19 protein-coding genes are annotated in these 24,866 nt (G+C 24.4%); 7 read left to right on the top strand and 12 right to left on the bottom strand.

All coding sequences use genetic code 4. The features are described from left to right. Nucleotides 1-63: 63 nt before the first annotated feature. The 3 genes from NX772_RS01010 to NX772_RS01000 all read right to left on the bottom strand — a co-directional run bounded on the left by NX772_RS01010 (nucleotide 64) and on the right by NX772_RS01000 (nucleotide 6,286). Entirely contained in the window at nucleotides 64-1,983 is a 1,920-nt protein-coding gene (locus tag NX772_RS01010) for a hypothetical protein (protein WP_027123258.1), read from the bottom strand. Nucleotides 1,984-2,145: 162 nt separating this feature from the next. After that, the gene (locus NX772_RS01005; protein ID WP_027123259.1) at nucleotides 2,146-5,061 is read right to left on the bottom strand and encodes a DUF262 domain-containing protein; all 2,916 of its coding nucleotides are present in this window, start codon (nucleotides 5,059-5,061) and stop codon (nucleotides 2,146-2,148) included. Further along, a complete protein-coding gene (locus tag NX772_RS01000; RefSeq protein ID WP_027123260.1) occupies nucleotides 5,054-6,286 on the bottom strand; it encodes a DNA cytosine methyltransferase in 1,233 nt (410 codons plus the stop codon). Before NX772_RS01000 ends, NX772_RS01005 begins: the two co-directional genes overlap by 8 nt. Before the next feature lie 276 nt (nucleotides 6,287-6,562). Here NX772_RS01000 and trpS point away from each other — a divergent pair, with 276 nt between their 5' ends. The 5 genes from trpS to NX772_RS00975 all read left to right on the top strand — a co-directional run bounded on the left by trpS (nucleotide 6,563) and on the right by NX772_RS00975 (nucleotide 10,789). Beyond that, nucleotides 6,563-7,549 (top strand): tryptophan--tRNA ligase, encoded by a 987-nt coding sequence (gene trpS / locus NX772_RS00995; protein ID WP_027123261.1) that lies wholly within the window; start codon nucleotides 6,563-6,565, stop codon nucleotides 7,547-7,549. A 1-nt stretch (nucleotide 7,550) separates the two neighbouring features. Further along, nucleotides 7,551-9,293, top strand: a complete 1,743-nt coding sequence (thrS, locus tag NX772_RS00990; RefSeq protein ID WP_027123262.1) for a threonine--tRNA ligase — start codon at nucleotides 7,551-7,553, stop codon at nucleotides 9,291-9,293. 694 nt (nucleotides 9,294-9,987) lie between these two features. Further along, nucleotides 9,988-10,392, top strand: coding sequence for a hypothetical protein (locus NX772_RS00985; protein WP_465223506.1), 405 nt, complete (start codon nucleotides 9,988-9,990; stop codon nucleotides 10,390-10,392). Continuing rightward, on the top strand, nucleotides 10,338-10,556 hold the full coding sequence (locus NX772_RS00980) for a hypothetical protein (protein ID WP_259429387.1): 219 nt from the start codon (nucleotides 10,338-10,340) through the stop codon (nucleotides 10,554-10,556). The genes NX772_RS00985 and NX772_RS00980 overlap by 55 nt, the downstream gene beginning before the upstream one ends. Continuing rightward, on the top strand, nucleotides 10,538-10,789 hold the full coding sequence (locus tag NX772_RS00975) for an IS30 family transposase (protein WP_259429386.1): 252 nt from the start codon (nucleotides 10,538-10,540) through the stop codon (nucleotides 10,787-10,789). The genes NX772_RS00980 and NX772_RS00975 overlap by 19 nt, the downstream gene beginning before the upstream one ends. Before the next feature lie 351 nt (nucleotides 10,790-11,140). On the opposite strand, the gene NX772_RS00970 is transcribed toward NX772_RS00975, so the two are convergent. Then, the gene (locus NX772_RS00970) at nucleotides 11,141-12,007 is read right to left on the bottom strand and encodes a DegV family protein (RefSeq protein WP_027123580.1); all 867 of its coding nucleotides are present in this window, start codon (nucleotides 12,005-12,007) and stop codon (nucleotides 11,141-11,143) included. Between the two features lie 115 nt (nucleotides 12,008-12,122). Between NX772_RS00970 and NX772_RS00965 the strand changes: the two genes are divergently transcribed. Continuing rightward, nucleotides 12,123-12,731, top strand: coding sequence for a hypothetical protein (locus tag NX772_RS00965; protein ID WP_027123579.1), 609 nt, complete (start codon nucleotides 12,123-12,125; stop codon nucleotides 12,729-12,731). A gap of 492 nt (nucleotides 12,732-13,223) precedes the next feature. On the opposite strand, the gene NX772_RS00960 is transcribed toward NX772_RS00965, so the two are convergent. The 8 genes from NX772_RS00960 to NX772_RS00925 all read right to left on the bottom strand — a co-directional run bounded on the left by NX772_RS00960 (nucleotide 13,224) and on the right by NX772_RS00925 (nucleotide 23,298). Beyond that, nucleotides 13,224-13,526, bottom strand: coding sequence for an IS30 family transposase (locus tag NX772_RS00960; protein ID WP_259429385.1), 303 nt, complete (start codon nucleotides 13,524-13,526; stop codon nucleotides 13,224-13,226). Next, nucleotides 13,472-13,876 carry a hypothetical protein gene (locus NX772_RS00955; RefSeq protein ID WP_465223505.1) on the bottom strand — a complete coding sequence of 135 codons (405 nt, stop codon included), beginning with the start codon at nucleotides 13,874-13,876 and terminating at the stop codon, nucleotides 13,472-13,474. Before NX772_RS00955 ends, NX772_RS00960 begins: the two co-directional genes overlap by 55 nt. 297 nt (nucleotides 13,877-14,173) lie before the next feature. Further along, a complete protein-coding gene (locus NX772_RS00950) occupies nucleotides 14,174-14,599 on the bottom strand; it encodes a DUF3899 domain-containing protein (protein WP_027123447.1) in 426 nt (141 codons plus the stop codon). Further along, nucleotides 14,589-16,961 (bottom strand): ATP-binding cassette domain-containing protein, encoded by a 2,373-nt coding sequence (locus tag NX772_RS00945; RefSeq protein ID WP_027123446.1) that lies wholly within the window; start codon nucleotides 16,959-16,961, stop codon nucleotides 14,589-14,591. Before NX772_RS00945 ends, NX772_RS00950 begins: the two co-directional genes overlap by 11 nt. Beyond that, complete coding sequence (locus NX772_RS00940; RefSeq protein ID WP_027123445.1) at nucleotides 16,948-18,018, bottom strand: ABC transporter ATP-binding protein; 1,071 nt, start codon at nucleotides 18,016-18,018, stop codon at nucleotides 16,948-16,950. The genes NX772_RS00945 and NX772_RS00940 overlap by 14 nt, the downstream gene beginning before the upstream one ends. Nucleotides 18,019-18,020: 2 nt before the next feature. Further along, nucleotides 18,021-19,193 (bottom strand): ABC transporter permease, encoded by a 1,173-nt coding sequence (locus tag NX772_RS00935; protein ID WP_051542182.1) that lies wholly within the window; start codon nucleotides 19,191-19,193, stop codon nucleotides 18,021-18,023. Next, a complete protein-coding gene (locus tag NX772_RS00930) occupies nucleotides 19,193-20,269 on the bottom strand; it encodes an ABC transporter permease (protein WP_240532011.1) in 1,077 nt (358 codons plus the stop codon). The genes NX772_RS00935 and NX772_RS00930 overlap by 1 nt, the downstream gene beginning before the upstream one ends. Next, nucleotides 20,269-23,298: an OppA family ABC transporter substrate-binding lipoprotein gene (locus tag NX772_RS00925; RefSeq protein WP_027123442.1), complete on the bottom strand. Its 3,030-nt coding sequence runs from the start codon at nucleotides 23,296-23,298 to the stop codon at nucleotides 20,269-20,271. Before NX772_RS00925 ends, NX772_RS00930 begins: the two co-directional genes overlap by 1 nt. 372 nt (nucleotides 23,299-23,670) lie before the next feature. Here NX772_RS00925 and NX772_RS00920 point away from each other — a divergent pair, with 372 nt between their 5' ends. Next, complete coding sequence (locus tag NX772_RS00920; protein WP_027123441.1) at nucleotides 23,671-24,864, top strand: phosphoglycerate kinase; 1,194 nt, start codon at nucleotides 23,671-23,673, stop codon at nucleotides 24,862-24,864. Nucleotides 24,865-24,866: the final 2 nt, after the last annotated feature.

The raw sequence follows: 24,866 nt of genomic DNA, 5'->3' as shown, positions 1-24,866 counted from the left end.
AAAAATAACTATAAACAAATCTTATAGTTACTTTGTTAATTTTTATAAATTAAATACTTATCATTATGCACTAGCTTTGTTATCAATTAATTGCGAAATTTCTTTTAATATATCTTTATTTGATTCTGTATTTAAATCACTTTCTAATTCTAAGGAATGCATTTTTTCTTTAATATGGTTGTAATTTGAATCTTCTGATGTAAAAAATAAACCAAATTTTACAAAATAAGATTTCAATTTCAGTTTTAATTGATAGGAGTTCATGTTGTCAATAGATTCTTCAGGTAATTTTATTTCAAATGTGAAATTATTATCAGCTCTTACTTCAATGTTTCCATTTTTGTATAAATACTCTAAATTAGTTACTTTAGAATCTAGTGTTTTTAGAAATGTAAATGTATTATTTTGAATATTATATGAATAAAGTTTTTGGCTGTTATTTTCATTTTTTATTACATAAACAAAGTTTTTATAACTAATTATTAAATTTTGAAGATTATTATTTTCAAAATTTGATTCGCTAATGGCCATTACATTTTTTTGCTTGTTTTTTGTATCGAATCAAACTAATTTACCTTCTTTTACAAGATAAACTTTCCCTTTGTAAAAATGATAATCTGACTCTGTGTTAGCATCAATAAAATTGTTAAAAATTGATTCACTTTCTTCTTTGGTTATGTTATTATTAACTTCATCTAATAAACTTGTATCTAATCCGTTTATTTTGTCGTCTCATTTTAAATGTCTTTCATATTTGAACATTTTGTTAAATCTTGATATAAGTTTTGCACTTCCTTGAAAAACTGGTGGATAATCAAAATCTACTTGACTTGGATCTAAGTGAGTTGGATCCACTATAAATCATTTATTTTCTTCATTTTTAAATGTAAATCAAATATGTTGTTCACCTGTTAAAACTCTAAAATCCAATCCTGCTATAGAATATAATATCGCAGCTTGTTCTACATATTCTTTACATACACCTCTAAAGTTTATATAAGCATCATTTAATCCTTCTGATTGGAAAAAATAATTTAGTTTATCATCAACAAACCTTGTAAGGACAAATACTTTTTCATAAACACTCATATTTTCACTAAGTAAAGAAATTGCTTCATCAACATAATTTGCCATTGCTTTTTTTGCTTCATCAGATAGTTTATTGGAAGAAGCTGAAAAAGTAAATAAATTATTATTTTTTTCTTTAAAATTAACTGTCGCTGAAGAACCAATGGATAAGTAAGGATATTTGTAATAATTTTTAGAAATTATATTTCAATATGCATTATATGCTTTTGAAATATTTACAACATTTTCTTTTGTATTATATTTTTCCATAAAATATTGTCTTGTTTGGAGTGATTCTATTTGTTTCACTAATTCTTGACTTATTTCTTCATCATTAGGAGTGGATTGAAATAGAACAGTAGCTTTTTCGTTTGCATCATCATATTTAGTAACCTGGTTATCCACGTTATCAAATAAGCTGACTAATTCTGTATAATCATTACTATTAAAATTATCTTTTGTAATTGTCCCCAATTTTTCTATATACATTTTTATATCATCAAGCTTAGTAGATTCATCAGGATTTGCTAAATCTTCTGCACCTTGTCTTTTTTGGAAAAAGAAAAAGTATGGAACATTTAATTTTATTTCTTCAAAGTAAGTTACTCTATTTTTTATAAAATTAAAATTATCTTGTGCAACTAGTAGTGCATTATTACTTTTTAATTCTAATTCTATATTGTTTGGAGAAGAAGTATTTTCGTTTTTTTCAACTTTGTTTTCCTTTGTATCAACAACATTATTTAAAGATGTGTTAGGGTTATTTTCGGTTGTCGCTGCGCTATTATCTTTTTGTGATTCTTTTGAATCTGAATCTTTTGTATTAATAGCTACAATATTTGAGCAAGAAATAGAACTAAAAAATATAGAGCTTAATCCAATAATTGAGATAATTTTATTTTTTGTTTTTTTCATAAAAATCCTTTATTTTGTTGATATTAAAGTTATTATTATATATAAAATTATATTACTATTTTTAAATAAATACAAACCCAGTCCCCTTATTATCTATACTATTGCAAAAAATAAAAAAATTCTAAAAATATTTAGAACTTTTATTTACTGTTATATATTTCATTAGTCTTCTAAAAAATCATAAAAAAGTATAGAAACATAGGCTTTTATGATGCTTTCAGATCTTGCGGATATATGTTTTCTAAAATTTAGAAATTCTTCATAACTTTTGAACTCAAACGGAATTATTTTTGGTATGGAAATATATTCATTACTAAAAACAATTTTATTCTTAGTATTTTCAAAATCAATATATCTAAATGTTAAATCTTTTATTTCTTTTGTTGTGTCATTTTCAACACCTATATTAGTATAATTTTTTCTTGTTTTATTTCCTACTTTACTATTATCTTTTTTAAGAAGAAGACATCCATTTCCTATTTGTTTTATAACACTTTGAATTTCTTCTTCATTTACATTAATATCAGTTAATTTTTCTTTATCTTCTTTTTTCATATTTCTTGGGAGTGAATGTTCGTAGCTGTATGGTAAATAGTCTAGTATTAATGATTTTTGTTCTTCAGAACTATATCCTCCAAAAAACATAGGATTTTTTTTATCTTTGATTTTTAATGAATAAAATACTTTTCCCAATATGATTTTGTATAAAATATTTTGTTCTTCATAATTGGAATCTTCATTGTTTTTAATGTTAATAAAGCTAGTTGTTAAATTTTCATATAACTCTGTTACTTTTTCCCCTTCAGTCATCGCCTGAATCTCTTTTATCATCTCTTCTAATTTTTTACCTAATTCTTTTGGTTCAAGTAATTTACCAGAGTTAATAAAGTTCTTCTTGATGATATTTCTAATTGGTTGAGTTAATGATTGACCTAAAAATTTAATTTTCCATAAAGCAGAAAATCTTTCAATATATGCTAAATATTTACTAAACAAAATCATTTGTTTTTCAGATATTTTATTGTCTGGTTGTCTAAATAAATTTAATGATTCCATTAAAATAAGAATTAACTGTATGAAAACCGTTTTACTTCCTCCGTGAGCAATATGAAATATTTGAAAGTTTACAATTTTATAATCGTCAATTTTATTTTTAAACTCTTCAGTGACTGTTTTAATATCATCTTGAATATATTTAGTATTTTTTAATATTTCTATACAATTATTTATATAACCTGTTTTTGCATATTCAAACTCTAATATATCTTTTCAAAAGTTTAATAAAATATTTTCATTTTTGTTTTCATCATAAATATTAAAAAGCAAATTAAATTTTTCAAATGAATTAGAAATAGAGTCATGATAATTATTATCAATGTAGTCAATTTCATTGATTTTCTTATTTTTAATTAAAATATTTTCAAGAAAATTTAAAAAAAGTTTTAAATCTTCATCTTTATCTGCTTTCATTTTTTTTCTAAAAAATAAATTAATTGTTTCATTGAATCTTTCAATAATATAATATACCCTATTCATATGAGAATATTTTTCATAAAGTTTATTTCTTATTAAATCCAAAACTCCTAATTTTTTACTGTATTGGTTAATATTTTGAAATATTTTTGTCACTTTTTTATTATCTAAATTAGGTATATAAGTAATTATTAAAAAAACATTTTCTAATAAATAAGTAACAAAACCGTATAATGATTCGTTATCTTCTAAAAATTTTTTAGTTACAAGATTATAAATTTCATCGGAGTTCTTTATAAATCTGGTTTGTTTAACAATATGAAAAGATTTCTCGATGTCTTCAGAAAAATTCGTAATACTTGTTTCATTTCCATTAAAAATATATTTGAGAACTAAATAATTTTTATCCGAATTTGTGAAATTTTTAATCATACTTTCTACTTTTTTTAAAGGATATTTTAAAATGTTAATAGACATTTTATCTTCTTTATGATTCGCTAAACGAAAAAGAGAAATTAAAATTAATATTATTGATGTAATTCTTTGTTGTCCGTCAATTATAATTTGTTGAGTTTTATATTGACCTAAAATAATGTTATTTAATAAAGTATAATTTTGATAAGAAAAGGAATTTTTATAATCACTAAATATAGTTTCAAATAAACCTATAATAATGTTGGAATCTCATGAATATGTTCTTTGAAACAGAGGTAAATCATATTTTAAATCTCTTGATGTAAAAATATCTAATATGTTGGATTTTATTACGAAAAAGTTATTACTATCATGTTCTTTTATTTTTTTATCCAAAAGATTTTCTCTATCATAGTTATCAATGTCTAAGTTATTAAAATCTTTTGGAAATATTATATATTTTTTTCACTGTGTATTATACAAACCTGTTATTTCTTTAACTTTTGTAAAAAAGTTTTCAAATACTATTGCTACTTCTTTTTTTAATTCATCATATTGATTAATGTTATTTATAATTATTTCTTTTACAAAATTATTAAAATAAAAGTTTTTCTTAGCTTTTGCTATAAAAGGGAAAAATCCTTTAAGTTTCCCATCTAAAACTTCGGTTTTATCCAATTCAATTAAAACATTTCATCAAAATTTTGTGAAATTTAAATCTTCATTTTTTCAATCGTTATTAAATGAAATATTTTTTAATTTTTCAATTATAAATTTATTTAAAGAGGTTTCTAAATTTTTTATAATAAATCTTGGTAATATGTATTCAATATCGTACTCTTTATATTCCTGACTAAATAATTCTTTAGTAATTGAAATTTTATCCTGATTTTTTTCAAGAATTGAAAGCGAATTTAAAACATCTAGTAATTGTCTTATAGTTGAATAACTTTGATACAATTTGGACGAATCATAGAAAACTATATCAGGTTTAGTTATAAAATAAATTTTCTTTTTATTTTCATTATCTTTTTCATAATCTTTATATACTATGTGATCTTCATAATCAATTCTATCAAACCATCTAAAAATACTTTTCTTTAAATACGAATAAACGTCTGTACCTATAGTTCATTCAATACAACCTATAGCTTTTAAGTTTTCTTGTCATTTATCTAATGATTTATTCATTCTTTTCTCCAATCTTTTCTATGTCATAAACTGCTTGAAAAATATTTTCTATTGCATCTACTAAAATCGAATTACCCGCTTGTCTATAAAGGGATTCTTTAGTTAAAATTCCTTTTTGATATAAAGGTAAAATATTATCAAAGTCTTTATCACTAAAGCCCATTAACTTGTATGCCTCTCTTGGTGTTATGAATCGATAGTTCAATTTATTTTTTACGCTATTAGGATGCTCTATTATTCCTACGCAGGGAATTCTATCTTGCTTTGTTGTAACTGTATTAATAATAAAATTAGTAGATTGATTAATTATTTTTTGATTTTTTATCATTTTTTGTCTCGAGGGCGTATCGTTTATTAATGCTTCGATATTTTCTTTATTATTAAGATCAAAATTAAATACATTTTCAAAATATTTTTTCATTTTTTTATTAGTTAGCTTTTTCTTTTTACTAATATCATCTATATACTTTCTGAATGTTTCATCGTTATAAAATGGTGTATAAATTTCTTTCTTTACACTCAAGGCAAAAACTCTTTCTCTTTTTTGGATAGACCCTGTATCAATTCCGTTTATAGTTGTAGTAAAAGTTTTATAACCTAATTTTTGTAATACTAATAATCATTTTTTATATTCTGGTTTAAATTTTTTCGATAATAAGTTTTTTACATTTTCCATAATTAAATATTTAGGTTTTCTTTGTGCGTTACTCAAAATTCTATATATTTGCCAAATTAAAGAAGAAGTTGATTCCTTATTGTTTATACCTTTTGCTCGCCCCATGTTGGCTACTGACAAACCTTGACACGGGAAAGAGTAAGTTATTAAATCTATTTTTTCTTCCGCAAGTATTTTTGGGTCTAATTTATTGATATCAACTTGATTATTAGAAAGTAAAACTGAAGCTGCTAAATATTTTTTAAACTCCAAATCTTTATTTATTATTTTTGAAGGAACTTTAGAATTTAATGAAAATGTATACTTAGATAAAAATTCATCAATATCTTTACTTTTTATAAGCGAATTTTTTTCTAATATTTTTTCGCGCTTATTTTCTAAATCATTGTGTATTGCTGAGTAAGAAATATTAGCTCTTGCATCTCAATCAGCGGTGGCCACAATCTTAAAAATTTTTTCTTTTTTATTTATTTTTTTGATAGCTTTATGTTGTGCACCAATTCCAGAAAAAGTTTCTAAAATATTTATAGTTTTTTCAAATTTAGACATGAAAAAATATTTCTTTTAATAAAGAAATCCTTTATAGTTTTGTTTTTATTAATGGAATTGTTGCTAATTATATATATATATATATATATCAAGTGAGTTAAATCTATTTTCATAACTAAATTATATAAAATTTTGGTTAAAATCTTATGATTAATAGTACTTATACTTATATAAATTTAAAATAGAAATATTTTCTTTTGGTTTTAAAAATATTTCATTTTATTTTAAACAAAAGAATATTGATATATTATTGTATTTATTATATAATTTTAAATTATGAAAAAAAGGCTAGTTACCGGGATACAAGCTACAGGAAAAATTACATTAGGTAATTACATAGGAGCTATTAAAAATACTTTAAAATTACAAAATGAATATGAAATGTTTATCTTTATAGCTGATTTACACACAATTACTCTTCCAATTTCAAAGACTGAATTGCAAAAAAATAGAAAAGAAGTTTTTGCTCTGTATTTGGCTTGTGGAATTGATCCTGAAAAAAATACAATTTTTTTTCAATCAGATGTTGAAGAACACTCTGTGATGAATTGATTAATTTTAGTAAATACTACAATGGGTGAATTATCTAGAATGACGCAATTTAAAGATAAAAGTATTAAGGTTAAATCTGATAATGGAACAGTCCATATACCAACAGGTTTATTAATTTATCCAACATTAATGGCTGCAGATATATTGCTATATAATCCTGAAGTAGTTCCTGTCGGAATTGATCAAATACAACATTTAGAATTAACTAGAAATATAGCCGAAAGACTAAATAATAAATACAAAACAAAATTTAATATTCCTGAAGCTTTTTTACCTAAAGTAGGAGCAAAAATTATGGGATTACAAGATCCTACTAAAAAAATGTCTAAATCAAATACTAATATTAATGATTCAATATTTTTATTAGATGATCCTGAAGTAGCATATAAAAAAATTATGAAATCTGTTACTGATTCTGAAAATAAAGTATATATTTCAGAAAATAAACCAGGAATACTTAATTTATTAACTATATACGCTTCTTTAAAAGATATTGATTTAAAAGAAGCTGAAGAAAAATTTAAAAATAATAATTATAAAGAATTTAAAGAAGAAGTTGCTTTAACAGTAAAAGAATTTTTAATTAATTTACAAGAAAAATTTAACTTAGAAAAAAACAATATTGATAAATGAGCAAATTTAGGTAAAAACAAGGCAAAATCAGTTGCCTCTCAAACTGTTAAATACTTAAAAGAAAGAATGGGTCTATAAAATGAAATTTAATAAAGAACTAAACCACACAACAAGCCATCTATTAGCTGCTGCTGTAATTGAATTATTCCCAGATGTGCAATTAGGATTTGGGCCTGCCACACAAGAAGGTTTTTATTATGACTTTAAATTTAAAAAGCCTTTAAGTGATGAAGAATTAGTTAAAATTGAAAGAAAAATGAAGTCTTTAGCTTCTGGTGGATATATAATGCAAAAAACTTCTGGGGAAAATTATGATTTTAGCGATAAACCCTTTAAAGAAGAATTATATAAAGAAATTATTCAAAAAGGAGAAGAAGCAACTTTCTATTCCTTAATAAATCCTTCTAATCACAAAATTCTTTTTGAAGATCTTTGTTCAGGTGGTCATGAAAATTCTACTTCTAAAATTAAACACTTTAAATTGTTATCTATTGCTGGAGCTTATTGAAGAGGTAATAGTGATAATGAACAATTAACTAGAATATACGGAACCGCTTGAGAAACAAAAGAAGATTTAGAAGAATTTTTACAAATTCTAAAAGAAAGAAAGGAAAGAGATCATAGAAAAATAGGAAAAGAATTAAATATTTTTACTTTTTCACATCTTTCAGGACAAGGTTTACCTATATGATTAGAAGATGGGATGAAAATAAGGAACGCTATAAGAGATAGAGTTTTATATTTTGACAAAAAGTATGGTTTTAAAGAAGTTTTAACTCCACATTTTGGGGCAGAAGAACTATATAAAATTTCAGGACATTTAGAACATTATAAAGATGATATGTTTAAACCTATTGAAATTGAAAATGAAAGACTAATTGCGCGTCCTATGACTTGTCCTCACCATATAATTTTATTTGATAAACAAAAAAGAAGTTATAAAGAATTACCAATCCGTTATTCTGAACAATCTAGACTTTATAGATATGAAAAATCTGGCGCTCTAACTGGTTTAGAAAGAGTTAGAGGAATGGATTTAACTGAAGGTCATGTTTTTGTTAGAAAAAATCAAATTGTAGAGGAATTTAAACATCTTTATAAAATGATTTTAGAAACATTAAGTATGTTTGATATTCAATTAGATTATGTTTCGTTTTCCAAAAGAGATCCTGAAAATAAAGATAAATTTTACGATAATGATGAAATGTGAGATAAAGCAGAAAAAGACTTAGAAGCTGTTTTAAGAGAACTTGGAATCGAATACGAAGAAAAAATTGGAGAAGCTGCTTTTTATGGACCAAAAATAGATTTTCAAGTTAAAACAGTTTTAAATCATGAAATAACTATGTCCACACTGCAATTAGACTTTTTACTCCCTGAAAAATTTGAAATTAGCTTTATAAACAAAAATAACGAAAAAGAAACTCCCGTGTTAATTCATAGAGGTTTAATCGGAACCTATGAAAGATTTATTTCTATTTTATTAGAACAAACAAAAGGGAATTTACCTTTTTGAGTTAGCCCAAAACAATTTTTAATTATACCTATCGAAAATAGTAAACACTTAGCATATGCGCAAAAAATAAAAGAAAAATTACTATTTTTAAACTTCAATGTAGAACTTGATGATAGAAATGAAAGAATTAATAAAAAAATTAGAGAAGCTCAAATACAAAAATCTAAATACCAAATAATAATTGGTGATGAAGAAGTACAAAATCAAACTATAACTTATAGAGAATATGGTAAAAAAGAATCTAACACCGAAAAAATGGATAATTTTATTGCGAAAATGATTCATAAAATGCACTACAAAAAATAATGAGAATAACTAAATTACCAAATTGATTTTTCACAATTTTATTGGTTATAATTCCCGCTATATTAGTCTATATATTTTTATCTCCTGAAATTTATAAAAAAGAAATAATAAAATTTGAATACTTTATTTTAATTTGTTTATCATATCTTTTTTTAAGTTCAATATTAATCACTACTTTTATATATTTAAAAGTAATAAAAATAAATTTTTTAATATTCAATTTTCCGTTTATGATTTGTTTATTTATTGTTTTAATAACATATAAATTAACCGGTTATTGAATAATATTAAGAATTTTTTTAATTATTATTTCTACATTTTTTGTAATTCCTACTTTATGATTTATAAAACTTTACCAAGCAAAGAAAAAAGAAAATAAAATAAAAACAAATATAATATTTAAATAAAAAAATCAGGTGTTACTTTTATAGCAACATCTGATCCCTGAATGCAAAATCAAGTGCACCACTATAATGTAAAATTAAAAAGTGGTTGCACTTGATTTTTTAAATAAAAAAACAGCTCTATAAAAATTTAAGACAACATACTTTTTATTGAAAGGATCATATGAATTATAATACAACAAAGCATTATTCGCATTTAAATGCTGAAAAAGATTTTTAATAGAGAAATTGTTTTATAAAAATATTCAATTAGACAAATTGCTAATTTTCTTAATATCAATCATTCAACAGTGTCAAGAGAATTAAAAAGAAATTCAAATTTTTACGGATTTTATGATCATTTAATAGCAAATGAAAAAGCTAAAATAAGACATAAACATAAAAGATTGTTTTTCTTTTCTCAAATGGATGATTATAAAGAATTTAGCAAACTTATTAAAGATAATTTTAACAAAGCAACATGCGGAATAAAAATGACTTACAACCTAATAAAAGAAGGTGTTAAAAACATTAAAATCCCTTCACTAAGGACTGTTTTTAATTGGATTAACACAGGAAAATGAGTATTAACTAATAAAGATAGATTAAGAAAGCACTATACAAAAGGCGGAAAAAGAAAAATAACGTTATTGAAAGACTTGTGCAGTCAAAGTATGTATTTCCTATTTGAGCTAGACCTAAACACATTGATTTAAGAGAAACATTTGGGCATTGAGAGGGTGATTTAGTTATAGGTAAAAAATCCGCAGGCCATTCTAGTCTTTTAACTTTAGTTGAGAGAAAAAGCAGATTAGGAATAATTGTGAAAGTATCAAGTAAAAATCCTTTTACATTAATAAAGTGCTTTATGAAAGAATAAATACACTAGAATTACCTGTTGAAAGTATTACTTTTGATAATGGAATTGAATTTAATGCGGTTGGAATATTAGCGAAAAAATTAGGAATTAAAATTTATAAAGCCGATAAATACGCTTCTTTTCAAAGAGGAACCAATGAAAATTTTAACGGAATTATAAGAAGGGTTTATAAGAAAGGAACTGACTTTAATAAAATTTCTAGAGAAGAAATATTAAATCTTGAAAAAGAATAAATTTTATGAATAGAGACATACTAGAAGGAAAATGCGCTTTTGACATATATGAAGAAGAAATAGAAAAATTAAACAAATATTAATTAAAACTATTAAAAATTACAAGATTATTACAAGAAAATAATGAAAGGGTCGAAAAATTTCGCCCCATAATTTTTATTAACTTCATTAATAAAAACCGCTTTACAAGCGGAATTAAAAGAAGGGGGATATCCCCTTCCCCCTTTAATAGTAAATAAGGGGTATAAAATATTGTAAATTGTAGTACAATGTTTTTATAATAAAAACTACTGGTGCACTTCAATTTGCATTTTAGGAATCAGGTGTTACTTTTATAGCAACATCTGATTTTTATATTTTTAATTTTGAAAGTTTAGGTCAAATACCTAAAGAAGAACAACCTATACCGGTATGAATCATTACTGTAGCAGAAGCGATTGTTATATTTTCTAATAATAAATTTTCTTTATTAAATAATTTTTCAATTTCTTCCTTCATTTCTGGATCATTAGCATACATAAATTTAAATTCATAGTTTTCTAAAAATTCTCTTCCTCCAATAAAATCAAGTAATTTTTCAAAAACTTTTTCATATGATCCTCTTAATGTTCTTTTAACTCCTCCAAAATTTATTCCTTCTTCATCAACTTTTAAAAGAGGAATTAATTTTAAACCATTTAGAATCATTTTCTTAATACCCTTAAGTCTACCACCTTTAATTAAGCTTGTTAAATCTTTAACAATTAAATAATTTAAACTTTTTTTCGCTACTTCTTTAGAAACTTCTACTAATTTTGAAATATTAATACCTTCATTAGATTGTTTTACTAAAAATTTACCTAGTTCTAAAGCTTGATCTGTGAAAAAATGATTATCAATTATATGAAATTTATCACCATATTTTCTTGATTCTACATATACAGTTTGATAAGTTGAAGATAAAATTGAAGATGTTAAAAAGACAATTACATTTTCATATTCTTTAGACATTTTTTCTAAAACTTGTTCTATTGTTCCTAGTGCAGGTAAGGAAGTTCTTGCACTAGAAGAGTTTTTAACTAGTTCTGATATTTCTAAATTAGTTAACTCTTTTCCGTTATCAATGTAATCTTTTCCGTCTATATTAAACTGTAGCGGAACCATATTAAAACCATTTTCTTCGATTATTTTTTGTGAGATTCCACCAAAAGAATCTAATAAAATTCCTAATTTTTTCATAAAAATAATTATATAATAAAATTTTATAAAGATAATTAATAAATTTTTATTATAATTAATAAAATATAAATAATTAAATATATAAAAACTAACCTATTATTTTAAAAGGATAATAATGCAAGATAAGATTAAAAAAGTTTATAAATACTCAAAAATAAATTTTTGATTAACAATATTGCCTTTTTTTATTGGTTTAATATTCGGTATTATTTTAGTAATTTTGTTTTTTTCATTTTCTTATTATGGTAATGATGATTTAAAAAGCATTGAAAACACTGCAACAATTTTAACTAAAGTGTTTTATATTATTATATACATTATTTTAGCAACTATTACAATAACAAAAATTTCTATTACCGCTATAAACATATGAAATCTTTTTAATCTTAAAAAGGAAGATAATTCTTTTAAAATATTTCTAATATTTTGAATAATTTCGCTATTATTAGTAACTATTAATTTGACTTCTTTTTTTTGGCAAAAGATAGCTATATTTTTTAGTTTATCAGTTTTGATATTTGACATCATCATTTTTAAGAAAACTATGAAATTTGCTCAAGAAAAAAATAATACTTTAAAACCTGTATTTAATCAAAAGATAGATGATGAATACAAAGATTTAGATATGGAATCTTTAAAAAACATCGCTAAGGAAAAACAAATTTTTGATTTTGAAAACATGTCTAGAGAAGAGCTGATTAATTACATAAATAAAAGTAAATAATAAAACAAAACAGAATATTTCTGTTTTGTCCTAAAATGCAAATTGAAGTGCACCAGTAGTTTTTATTATAAAAACATTGTACTACAATTTACAATATTTTATACCCCTATTTACTATTAAGGGGTGAAGGGGATATCCCCTTCTTTTAATTCCGCTTGTAAAGCGGTTTTTATTAATGAAGTTAATAAAAATTATGGGGCAAAATTTTTCGACCCTTTCATTATTTTCTTGTAATAATCTTGTAATTTTTAATAGTTTTAATTAATATTTATTTAATCTTTCTATTTCTTCTTCATATATGTCAAAAGCGCATTTTCCTTCTAGTATGTCTCTATTCATAAAATTTATTCTTTTTCAAGATTTAATATTTCTTCTCGAGAGACTTTATTAAAATCAGTCCCTTTTTATAAACTCTTCTTATAAGTCCGTTAAAATTTTCATTAGTTCCTCTTTGAAAAGAAGCGTATTTATCGGTTTTATAAATTTTAATTCCTAATTTTTTGCTAATATTCCAACCGCATTAAATTCAATTCCATTATCAAAAGTAATACTTTCAACGGGTAATTCTAGTGTATTTATTCTTTCATAAAGAACTTTATTAATGTAAAAAGGGTTTTTACTTGAAACTTTTACAATTATTCCCAACCTACTTTTTCTTTCCACTAAAGTTAAAAGACTAGAATGCCCTGCGGATTTTTTACCTATAACTAAATCACCCTCTCAATGCCCAAATGTTTCTCTTAAATCAATATGTTTTGGTCTAGCTCAAATAGGAAATACATAATTTGACTGCACAAGTCTTTCAATAACGTTATTTTTTCTTTTCCGCCTTTTGTATAGTGCTTTCTTAATCTATCTTTATTAGTTAATACTCATTTTCCTGTATTAATCCAATTAAAAACAGTCCTTAGCGAAGGGATTTTAATATTTTTAATACCTTCTTTTATTAAGTTGTAAGTCATTTTTATTCCGCATGTTGCTTTGTTAAAATTATCTTTAATAAGTTTGCTAAATTCTTTATAATCATCCATTTGAGAAAAGAAAAACAATCTTTTATGTTTATGTCTTATTTTGGCTTTTTCATTTGCTATTAAATGATCATAAAATCCGTAAAAATTTGAATTTCTTTTTAATTCTCTTGACACTGTTGAGTGATTGACATTAAGAAAATTAGCAATTTGTCTAATTGAATATTTTTATAAAACAATTTCTCTATTAAAAATCTTTTTCAGCATTTAAATGCGAATAATGCTTTGTTGTATTATAATTCATATGGTCCTTTCAATAAAAAGTATGTTGTCTTAAATTTTTATAGAGTAGTTTTTTTATTTAAAAAATCAAGTGCAACCACTTTTTAATTTTACATTATAGTGGTGCACTTGATTTTGCATTCAGGGACAAAACAGAATATTTCTGTTTTGTTTTTCTTTTTTTTATAACTATTACGAAAAGACAAATGGTGCACTTATTATAAATAAAATAATAAAAGCAAGTAAACCTATAATTATGTTTAAATATGTTTGTTCTTTTCTTATTTCAGTTTGTTTTCCTGGTGAAATTAATTCTTTTTGTTGCATTCTATTTTCTTTTAATATCTTGTTTTCTTTTTTAATATTTCAATTTTTTATGCTTCTTGAATAAATATCAAATAATCCAAATTTTATAACTAAAGATAATATAGTAATTGCTAATATCAAAAAAGCTAAGTTAAAAAGTGCATCATACCAAGAAATTTTATTAAAAGAGAAAATCATAAGAAAAAATAAAATCGTAAATAATATAGTTCATATAGCTAAATAAATAAAATCAAGCTTTTTGATTTTTCTAATTATTTTATTTTTTCAAAAATAACTAAAATTATTTTTCATTATTATTTAATCATTTTTCTAATTGATTTTTAGTTCCATAAACTTTATGAGTTTTTGAATTGTTAACCAATTTTTCTTCAATTGGATTAAGAAAATTTTGTTCTTTTAAGTAATTTAATTCGAAATTAGAAGCTTCAAAAGGTTCATGAGCGTTTGACATCTTAGGAATAGATTTAAATAGATTAATAGTATAAGGGTGTTTTGGATTAGAATAAATTTCTTCTGTTTTACCTCTTTCTACTATTTTTCCTAGATGCATAATTATAATGTTATCAGCTATATATTCAACCATTGAAAGATCGTGCGCAATAAATATTAATCCAATTCCTTTTTTCTCAACTAAATTTTTCAATAAATTAACTATTTGCGCTTGGATAGAAATATCTAAAGATGCTATAGGTTCATCAGCGATTATAACTTTAGGTTGACTAATTAAAGCTCTAGCTATAACTATTCTTTGTCTTTGTCCTCCTGAAAATTCGTGAGGATAACGATAAGCAAATTGTCTTAAAAGACCTACCTCTTCTAAAGCGCTATAAATAGCTTCATCATACATTACTTTTTTAACTACTTGTTTAGTTAAAAATATATTTTGATCTTTATGTAAACCTAGTAAATATAAAACTCTATAATAAATTTTATCCAATACTTTTAGTTCTAAGTTAAAAGACTTAAACAACGCAAGTTTTTCGTTTATTTTTTGATTATAACCATCTAATTGATGTTTTATTTCCTTTTTACTTAAACCATTTTGTTGAAGTTTATTAGTTAATCATGCTAAAAATTTATTATGAATTTCTTTGAATTTAGCGTCTAACACTTTTTGTTTTTCACTAATTTTAGATACTTCTATTTTTTTGCTTTCTATTTTTTCTAAAATATTTGCTTCTCAAATATCAAATTCTTTTTTAAAATTAGCTAATTCATGATCAAAAATATGCAGATTTTTTTTGTGGATAGCTTTTATTAATGAAAATTTGATTAAATCAACTTTATCAATTTCTTTTTCTTTAGAAACTTGAGATTTTAATTTTAAAATTTCTGTTTTTTGAGATTCGATATAATTGTTAAATTCTATTTTTTTACTATTTGCTAGATCAAAATATTTATCTAAATCTAAAGAAGCGTATTCAGATAAAAACTCAGATTCTAGTTCTTTTTTAGAGTTTCACACTTCATTATTATCATTTTTAATTTTTAAAAATTTGTTTTCATATTTTTCAATAATTTTAATGTTAAAGTCATTAAATAAATTGACAAACTCATCTATTTCTTTTACTGATAATCAATATAAAATATTTGAACTAAAATCAAATAATGATTTTTTATTTTCTAAAAAATCTTTTGTAATTTTATTTACAATAGCTCTTTTATAGAAAAAAGAATAATCTTTAAAATTTTCTGCAGCAATTGCACTATTTTTATTTAAAAGATATTCACTTTTAAACTCATAAATATAATTGTTAATGTAATTTTTAGAATTAATAAACTCTTCTTTTTGTTTTTGAGCAAATTCTCTTAGTTCTTTTTCTTTTGTCTTTATGTTATCTAAAATTGAAACATTTTTTCTAGAATTTTTAGTGTATCTTTCTATTTCTTTTAATGCTAAATTAGATTCTCTTAGTTCTTTTTCATCAAAACTTAAGTTACCATCTCTATATTCTTTTTGTTTTTCAAAATAAAAATTATAAAGATTAGCAACTCCTCTATACATTTGATTTATTGCTTTAGATTCATGAAATTGTCTTTTTGCTAAATAAGCAAAATATGCATTGAAAATATCTTCATCACTGTTTGATTCAGACATTTTATCAAAATCATCAAAATCGTCAAAATGGTATTCTCATTCTTTAAAATACTCATTAGCTTCATTTATGATACTATTTTTATTATCTAATTTTTGCTCTAAGTACTTTCTTAAAAAAGTATATTTAAAGTTTTCAGTAATTTTTTCTCAGTCCGTAAATATATCAACTAATTTTTCTTTAATAATTCCATTAACTTTTAAAGGTTCTTTTAAGATAGAATATACATTTTTTTGGCCATTTAAAGAAGCATGCGGATCTTGGAAAATCATCTGCATGTTTTTTCTCATAAACTTATCTTTAGTTCTTCCAATTCTTTTACCTGAAATAATTTTATTTTCTAAAGTAACTTGTCCATTATATCTATCATATAACCTAATAATAGATCTACCCACGGTAGTTTTACCAGAACCTGACTCACCGATTAACCCTAAAACTTCACCCTCGAATAATTTGAAATTTACATTATCAACAGCTTTTAATATTCCTTTTTTAGTGTAAAAATATTTTTTAAGATTTTTAACATCCAATATTGTTTTTTCTTTATTTGTTTTCATTTTTTTCAAAAACCTCTCTAAATAATTTAAGTCTTGTTTTTAACTGTTCGCTTAATTCAAATTTAGGTGCTTCAGGATGTAATAATCATGTTGCAGCTGCGTGTGTAGGAGAAATTTCAATTAAAGGTGGTTCTTTTTCGAAGTCAATTTCTAAAGCATAATCATTTCTAGGCGCAAAAGGATCTCCTGCTGGTAAGTTTGCCATATCTGGTGGTGTTCCTTTTATGTTATATAATTTTTGATTTTTATTTTCTGGAATTGCACTAATTAAAGCTCAAGTATAAGGGTGTCTTGGATCAGTAAAAATATCTTTTCTAGTTCCTCTTTCTACAACTTTCCCAGCATATAAAACATAAATATAATCACAAAACTTAGCAATAACTGAAATGTTATGAGAAATAAATATTAAAGAGATTTTATACTTTTCTCTAATTTCGTTAAATAAAGCTAAAACTGAAGCTTGTACGGTAGGATCTAGCGCAGTTGTCGGCTCATCTGCGATAATTAATTCAGGTTGTGCAGCAACTACCATAGCTATTACAACTCTTTGTTTTTGACCACCACTTAAAGTGTGAGGATAAGCATTAAATCTTTCTTTTGCATTAGCTATTCCGAAAGACTCTAATAAAGAAATTAAATAATCGATTTTTTCTTGTTTGTTTTTAAATCTTTCATCTTTTTCTAAAACATCTAGCAGTTGTTTACCGATAGTTCTTGTGGGATTTAATGCTGTTAATGGATCTTGAGGAATGTAACCTATTTTTTTACCTCTTATTTGTAATCATTCTTTATCTTTTTTAAATTTAGAAATATCAATTCCCGCTATTTCCATTTTATCGCTTTTAGTAAAAGCTAATTCATTGATTCCTAGTAAAGCTTTTGAAGTAACTGTTTTTCCCGAACCTGACTCACCAACAAGTCCAACAATTTCCCCTCTTTTAATTTTTAAATCTACTCCACGTACTATATTGATAAATTTTTGTTTTTTTTCTTTAAAAGATACTCTTAAATTTTTTACAAGTAAAAGAATATCGTTTTTATTTTGTTCTTTTTCCATAACTATGCCGCTCCTTTTTTAACTACTTTTGGATCTAAAGCATCATGGAATCCTAATGCAACAAATCTTAATGAAAGTGAAATTACTAATAAAATCAATGATGGAAATGCTAATGCTCATGGATTTTGGTTAATTAAACTTGCTGAGCTAGTAATTAATAACCCTAAATTTGGAGCTGATTCAACTCCTTCTTTTATGAATCCTAAAAATGCAATTCCTGCTATAGCTTGGATTCCTGCTGTTATTCTTAAAACAAAACTATTTGCTAATTTTCCAGAAATTGCAGGTAGAATATGAGAAAAAATTAATCTCATTTTTGAAGCTCCGATTGCTTGAGAAGCATACACGTATTCTTCATCTTTAACTGTGATTGTATAAGACCTTGTAGTAGAAGCTGCTCCAGTTCAACCTGTTAATGATAATATTAATATTAAAGATAATGAACTGGTACCAAAAATACCTACTAATATAATAAATAATACTACTCATGGTATAGCATTAAATATTTCGATTAATCTTAATCCCAGAGTATCTATCCTTTTACCAACATTAAATCCTAAAAAAGCTCCAATAATAACACCGATTATAGTTTCTATTAATGCTATTGCAAATGCTATTGCTATTGCGTTAATAGTTCCTACTCAAGTTCTTAATCAAATATCTCTCCCATATGAATCAGTTCCCATAAATGCATATACTGAAACATCTTTTTTATCTATAGCATCTATAACTTCGTAGGGATTTAATGTAACTACTCAAGTTTCTGGTCCTATATTTTTAGGAGTTCCCTTTATTAAACTCGAATTAATTTTATTTATTTCTTGTAAAAGTTCTGTGGACAATGTAAAAGTTACATCACCTTGAAAACTAGGTCTTAATTCTGTAACTAAAGTAGATGAAACTTCTGAAATAGGTTTAGTTGTAGAAAAAGGAGAAAAAGCTCATGCTATAAAAGCAGTTACTAACAATAATATGAAAATAATTAAAGCTGAAACTGCATATTTATTTGCTAAAAATCTTTTTAAAACATCAACAAATAATTTAGCAGGCTTTCCTGTAACTGAGGAAGTTGAAACAATATTTTTATTAATATTAGAAAATTTTAGTAATTCTTTATCAGCTTGTGAAAATTTATATTTTTTTCCAAAAGCTAAACTAATATTTTTATTTTCCATTATTCTCCTCCTTTATTATTTGAAGCTAAATTAATTGTTTTTAATGTTTTATTTCTTTGTAAATATTTTTTAAATAATACGAAATAGTTTTTAGAATTTTCAGAATTGGCAATTTTAATTCTCGGGTCCATTCATGCATAAGACATATCAACAAATATTAATGTTATCATAGATAATGAAGTGAAAAATACTAAAGAAAACATGATAACATTTATTTCTCCATTTTCAGTGTAACTAACTATTATTGATGAAGAACCTGGGATTCTAAAGAATTTTTCTAGAATAATACTTCCTGATAAAAGACCTATATATGAAAACATAATAGTTCCTACTAAAATAACAGAAGCATTTCTTAAAACATGTTTTTTAAATATATTTCACTTTGAAAGCCCTTTAGACTTAGCAATTAATACTTGGTTAGAAGTTAAAACTGTTACAACTTGATTTCTAACGAAAATAGTATATCCAGCCAACGAAGAAAGTGTAAATACTAATATAGGTGTAATTAACGAAGCGACTGTAATATCAACAGGTACATCTCTAGGATCTTTAAATTCAAATGGTAGTCCTGCTTGAGAAGTTATTAAAACTATTATAGGAGCAATAACAAATGCAGGTAATGCTACAAAGAGTGTAACAAAGAAAGTTATTGCACTGTCAATTCATTTTCCTCTATTATATGCAGCTATAACACCTAATGATACTCCTAAAATTACACTTAAAATAAATGCTGGCAATGAAACTGCAACAGTTCATTTTAATGGTTCAAAAAATAATTTTGGTATTTGATGACTATATTCTGTTGTGTCACTATAAATTATACCTACATCCCCTGAAACAAAATTAGTTAGTCAAAGTCAAAATCTAATTACTGCATTTTTATCAAATCCATAAAATACTAAAGGATCTATTTTTTTTGAAGGATCTCCACCACTTAATTTATTAGCAGCATCTTTCAATCCTTGTTCACTAAAAGGATTTTTCCCAAAAGAAACTTGTAAAACATAAACTATAAAAATAATAATTAAAAAGGTGATTAAGGCTAATCCTAGTCTTTTTAAAAAATATTTAAACACTATTTTTCTCCTTTCTTAATAGAAATATTTCCATAATTTATAAAATTTTCTTGAGTTAGTGGGATTTCTATTTTTTTATTTCAAATACTTATAGAAGGTACATTAGAATTTGTAGATAAATCAATTTCTGGAACAAAACCAGAAAGCACTCTCAATTCTTTAGCTAATTCTATTATTTGATCATTTGTAATACTTGATTGGTAATTTAAATTAAAGATGGCAGAATATTCGTTAAATTCATACGGTTTTGTAGCATTAACTCATTTATTTCTTGAATGACTAAATACCTTTTGAACTTTTTGTCCATTTTCTTCAAATGTTTGAACTAATGTTTCATCTTTAAATTTTAATGTACTTTTTTCGTCAGTAAAGATAGGTGTAGAAATATAAAGAGAAATTTTGTTTCCACCTATCGCTTTTCTTTCTACAGTTTGTTTTTCATATTTTTTAGTTGTTTCATTTAAAACTCATTTATATTTTTGACTTCAAACAGGTTTTTTTTCAGTTCCTTCACCTGTGAAAACATATATTTTTTGATTATTTTCATCAAGTTTTGGTACCGCATTACCTTCTTCATCAACATTTAAAGGTGTTCCGTCTGAATTTTTTTCATATTCATACTCGTATTGAATATCTTGATAATGAGCATCACTAGAGTTTGTTGCATTAATTCATTCAGCAAATTCTACTCAACCATAAGAATCATTTTCATTTTTTAATCTTTGTTCTTCAAATGCCTCTTTAAATTTATCTGCATATTTTTTAAATTCAGGAAAACTTTTAACTAAAACATCATTTTCATTTAAAGAAGCGAAGTGAGCAATAGCTAAATAAATAGGATTCCCATCCATTTGAGGTAAACCATCAAAAATTGTTCCGGATCCATCATAGTCATTAGATCATCCACCGATTTGAGAATTACCTAATCCTAAAATCAATACATTTCAAATATCTTGATTTTCAAATTTTGATTGAGAATTTACTTTTAATCTTGGGTCTAATGAATTTAAGAGTTTTACAACTTCGTCTAATGAAGAAATCTTTTGCGCTGCTTCATTTCTATATCTATTAGATAGAGAAAACTCTACTTTATCCTTACTTGCATCTAAATTATTTTCTTTATAAAAATCATCTAAGATTTTCTTTAATTCCGCTTTTAAAACTTCTATATTAGGCGCTTGATATTGGGTAGCTTTAGAACTTAGATTATTTAAAAATTGTTTTCTTTCTTCCTCTATTGTTTTAGAATAAAATTTTTCTCCATTTGAATTTAAAGCAAAAAGAGTATTAATATTTTCATATTCTTCTCTTGCTGTTTTATTATTTAATTCGCTTCCACCTAACTTATTATCTGGTGATAAAATAGAAATTCAAGGAATTGCTGTTTTAGAATTTTCTCTTATATAAGAGTAAGTATTTCAAACTGAATCTATTATTGTTCTAAAAGCTAAAGATTTAAGACTAAATAAAGTTTTTCCTAATTGTGCCTTACCTTTTGCAAGTTCTTCTATCGAACTACCAAAAGCTAATTTTGCATAATTATCATTAAAATAATATTTTTTTTCTGCAAAACCATTATTAAAGTCTGTTCCTGGTTTTAATAAATCTCTCGCTCCTGGAACTAAATCTCTTATTAAAGATCCTTTTAATTTTCCTTTATCAGGAGAGGTTCTAAAATGAATTTGAGAAATATCATTATAAATGATTGCTTTGTTAGAGTCAGATAAGTTACTATATGGTAAAACAGAAAGTGTTCCTTCTAGATAATTATTAAATTGAGCATTATTAAATTGCACTGCATCAGGATAAAGATTATATCTTCTTGTTATCTTTTTAACTGCAGTTTCTTCTTTTGCTTTTCACCCTGTTTCTGCATAATAATTATTTCTTATATAAACAGTTCTATCTACTGAAAGATTTAAAGGTAAATAAGGAGAAGCATATAATGCATCATTGTCATAATCTTTACCATATCAGTAATAAGCATATTTTAATGCATCATCTGTTTCTTGAAATTGACCATATTCTTTACCTTCGACTGTGGTTTTTGATTCACTATTTTTCTTATCTATAAATTTATGAGGTACAGGTGAAAAATATGTAGAATCAACTAATATTTTTTGAAATAATTCATTAAAATTAGCTTTTTGACTATCTAATTTATTAAAGGTTAAAGCACTTTCTTCTTTTCCTTCTACTTTTTGAATAAATTTATCTTCTGAAGGGAAATTTTTTTTATCAATACCAAAAACTTTAAATAAATAATCATTAGAAACGTGGTTTGAAGGGTCGAAGTTACTTCCAGAACTCAATGAATATAATCTAATTAATTCTTCATCTATTTGACTAGATCCACCTTTTTGATGTCTGTATTCTGTATCAAAAAGTAATTTTCTATTTCATCCATAAACAAAATCTTTTAATTCAACGTTATATTCACTTTTTTCACCGTTATACTTTACTCACGGAATGTCTTTTTTAATAGCGATTTGAATTTTTGTAGCAGTTTCTAGTTTCTTTTTAAAATTTTCACTATTTATTGATCTAGGATCATTAGAGGATAAAATAACAATAGAATCTGATGGTTTTTCACCTTCTGCTAAATATCCTATTTCATGATTGTCATTGTCAAATTCGCTAATTGTTCCATTTTCATCTGTTACAAAAACTGTTCCAGCCAAGATTAAACTAGTTCAAGAATATGAAGGTTTTACAATTCTATATTCTTTTTCTTCGTATTTTTGACTAGAATTAGGATTTGATATAGCCTCAAACTCCGGTTCTCCTTCTGTAACTGTAGCAAAAAGGTTTGCAGTTGTTATATAACTATTCTCTATAGTTATAGAAGATAATTTTGTTGTAAAATCATGATCGAATTTTTTTTGACCTGAATTAGCTATATTAGAAATGAAACTTAATTCTTGTCTATCATAATGTGGTTGAATTTGAGAACAAGAAATTAAAGTTGCAACACTCAAACAACTAACCGAAATTCCGCCAAGACCAAATAATAATCTCTTTTTTTTCATTTTTTCCTTTCCTTAACTTTTTTAAAAAAACTCTTATAAAAACCAGTTTCATCCGATTCTTATAAGAGTTTTTTATTAAAAAAGTTAAAAACTATTTTGTTAAGAAATCAAATGAAAAAACATCGTTTTTAAACATCTTAAAAACAATAATTTTATTGATACGTTTAATAATAAATGCTTTCATTTTACTCCTTGTAATTTTAAAATATAACGTTTATATTATACATTTTTTTAAAAAAATAAAAATTATTATTTTTTCTTCCTCTATTAATTTGTTTTTGTTTTAAGAAAAAATGGCTTAAAAAACTAAATAATTAATATAAAAAGTTTTATAATTATAATTAATAAAATAATTAACAAAATAGGAGAAAAATGAAAAAAACAATAGATGATCTACAATTAAATGGTAAAAAAGTATTAATTAGAGTGGATTTTAATGTTCCAATTAAAAATGGAAAAATTACTTCATTAAAAAGAATTATTTCTTCTTTACCGACAATCAAAAAAGTTATTAATGAAGGAGGAAAAGCTATTGTTTTTTCTCATTTAGGTAGAATCAAAGAAGAAGCGGATAAAGAAAAAAAATCTTTAGAAATTGTAGCAATTGAATTATCTAAGCAACTAAATCAAGAAGTTATATTTATTAATGAAACTAGAGGTAAAAAATTAGAAAAAGCTATTGACAAAATGAAAAATGGTCAAATACTATTATTTGAAAATACTAGATTTGAAGATTTAAATGATAAAGCTGAATCAAAAAATAACCCAGAATTAGGGAAATATTGAGCTTCATTAGGTGATGTTTTCATTAACGATGCTTTTGGAACTGCTCATAGAGCGCATGCTTCAAACGTTGGTATTGCTTCAAATATAAAAGAATCAGCTATGGGTTATTTATTAGAAAAAGAAGTTAGCGCTCTTTCTAAAGTTTTAGATAAACCAGAAAGACCATTTGTTGCTATTATTGGTGGGGCTAAAATTTCAGACAAAATCGGCGTGGTATCTTCACTATTAGAAAAAGCTGATAAAGTTATTATCGGCGGAGGTATGGCTTATACATTTAATAAAGCTTTAGGCTTTAATATTGGTAATTCTTTAGTTGAAGAAGATAAAATCGATTTAGCTAAAGAATATTTAGAAAAATATAAAGATAAAATTGTATTGCCAGTTGATCATGCTACAGGTAAATCTTTTGAAGATCAAGAAAGAATAGTAAATAAAAATAATCCTTTACAAATTCTTGACGGAACTATGGGATTAGATATAGATAAATATTCTATAGAATTATTTAAAAAAGAATTAGAGAATGCTAAAACTGTGCTTTGAAACGGACCAATGGGTGTAACAGAATTTTCTAATTTTAAATATGGAACAGAAGAAGTTGCTAAAGCAATTTACAAATTATCAGATGCTTATTCTGTAATAGGTGGTGGTGATTCTGTTGCCGCTGTTGAATCATTAGGTTTTGAACAAGCATTTAGTCATGTTTCTACAGGTGGTGGTGCTTCTATTGAATTTTTAGAAGGTAAAGAACTTCCTGGAATTAAGTCAATTCAAGATAAATAATT

It is taken from the genome of Mesomycoplasma molare (assembly GCF_024918955.1).
Classification (GTDB): Bacteria; Bacillota_I; Bacilli_A; order Mycoplasmatales; family Metamycoplasmataceae; genus Mesomycoplasma_A; species Mesomycoplasma_A molare.
Note: the sequence above shows the minus strand (reverse complement) of the source record. Positions and strands in the feature narration are given on the sequence as shown.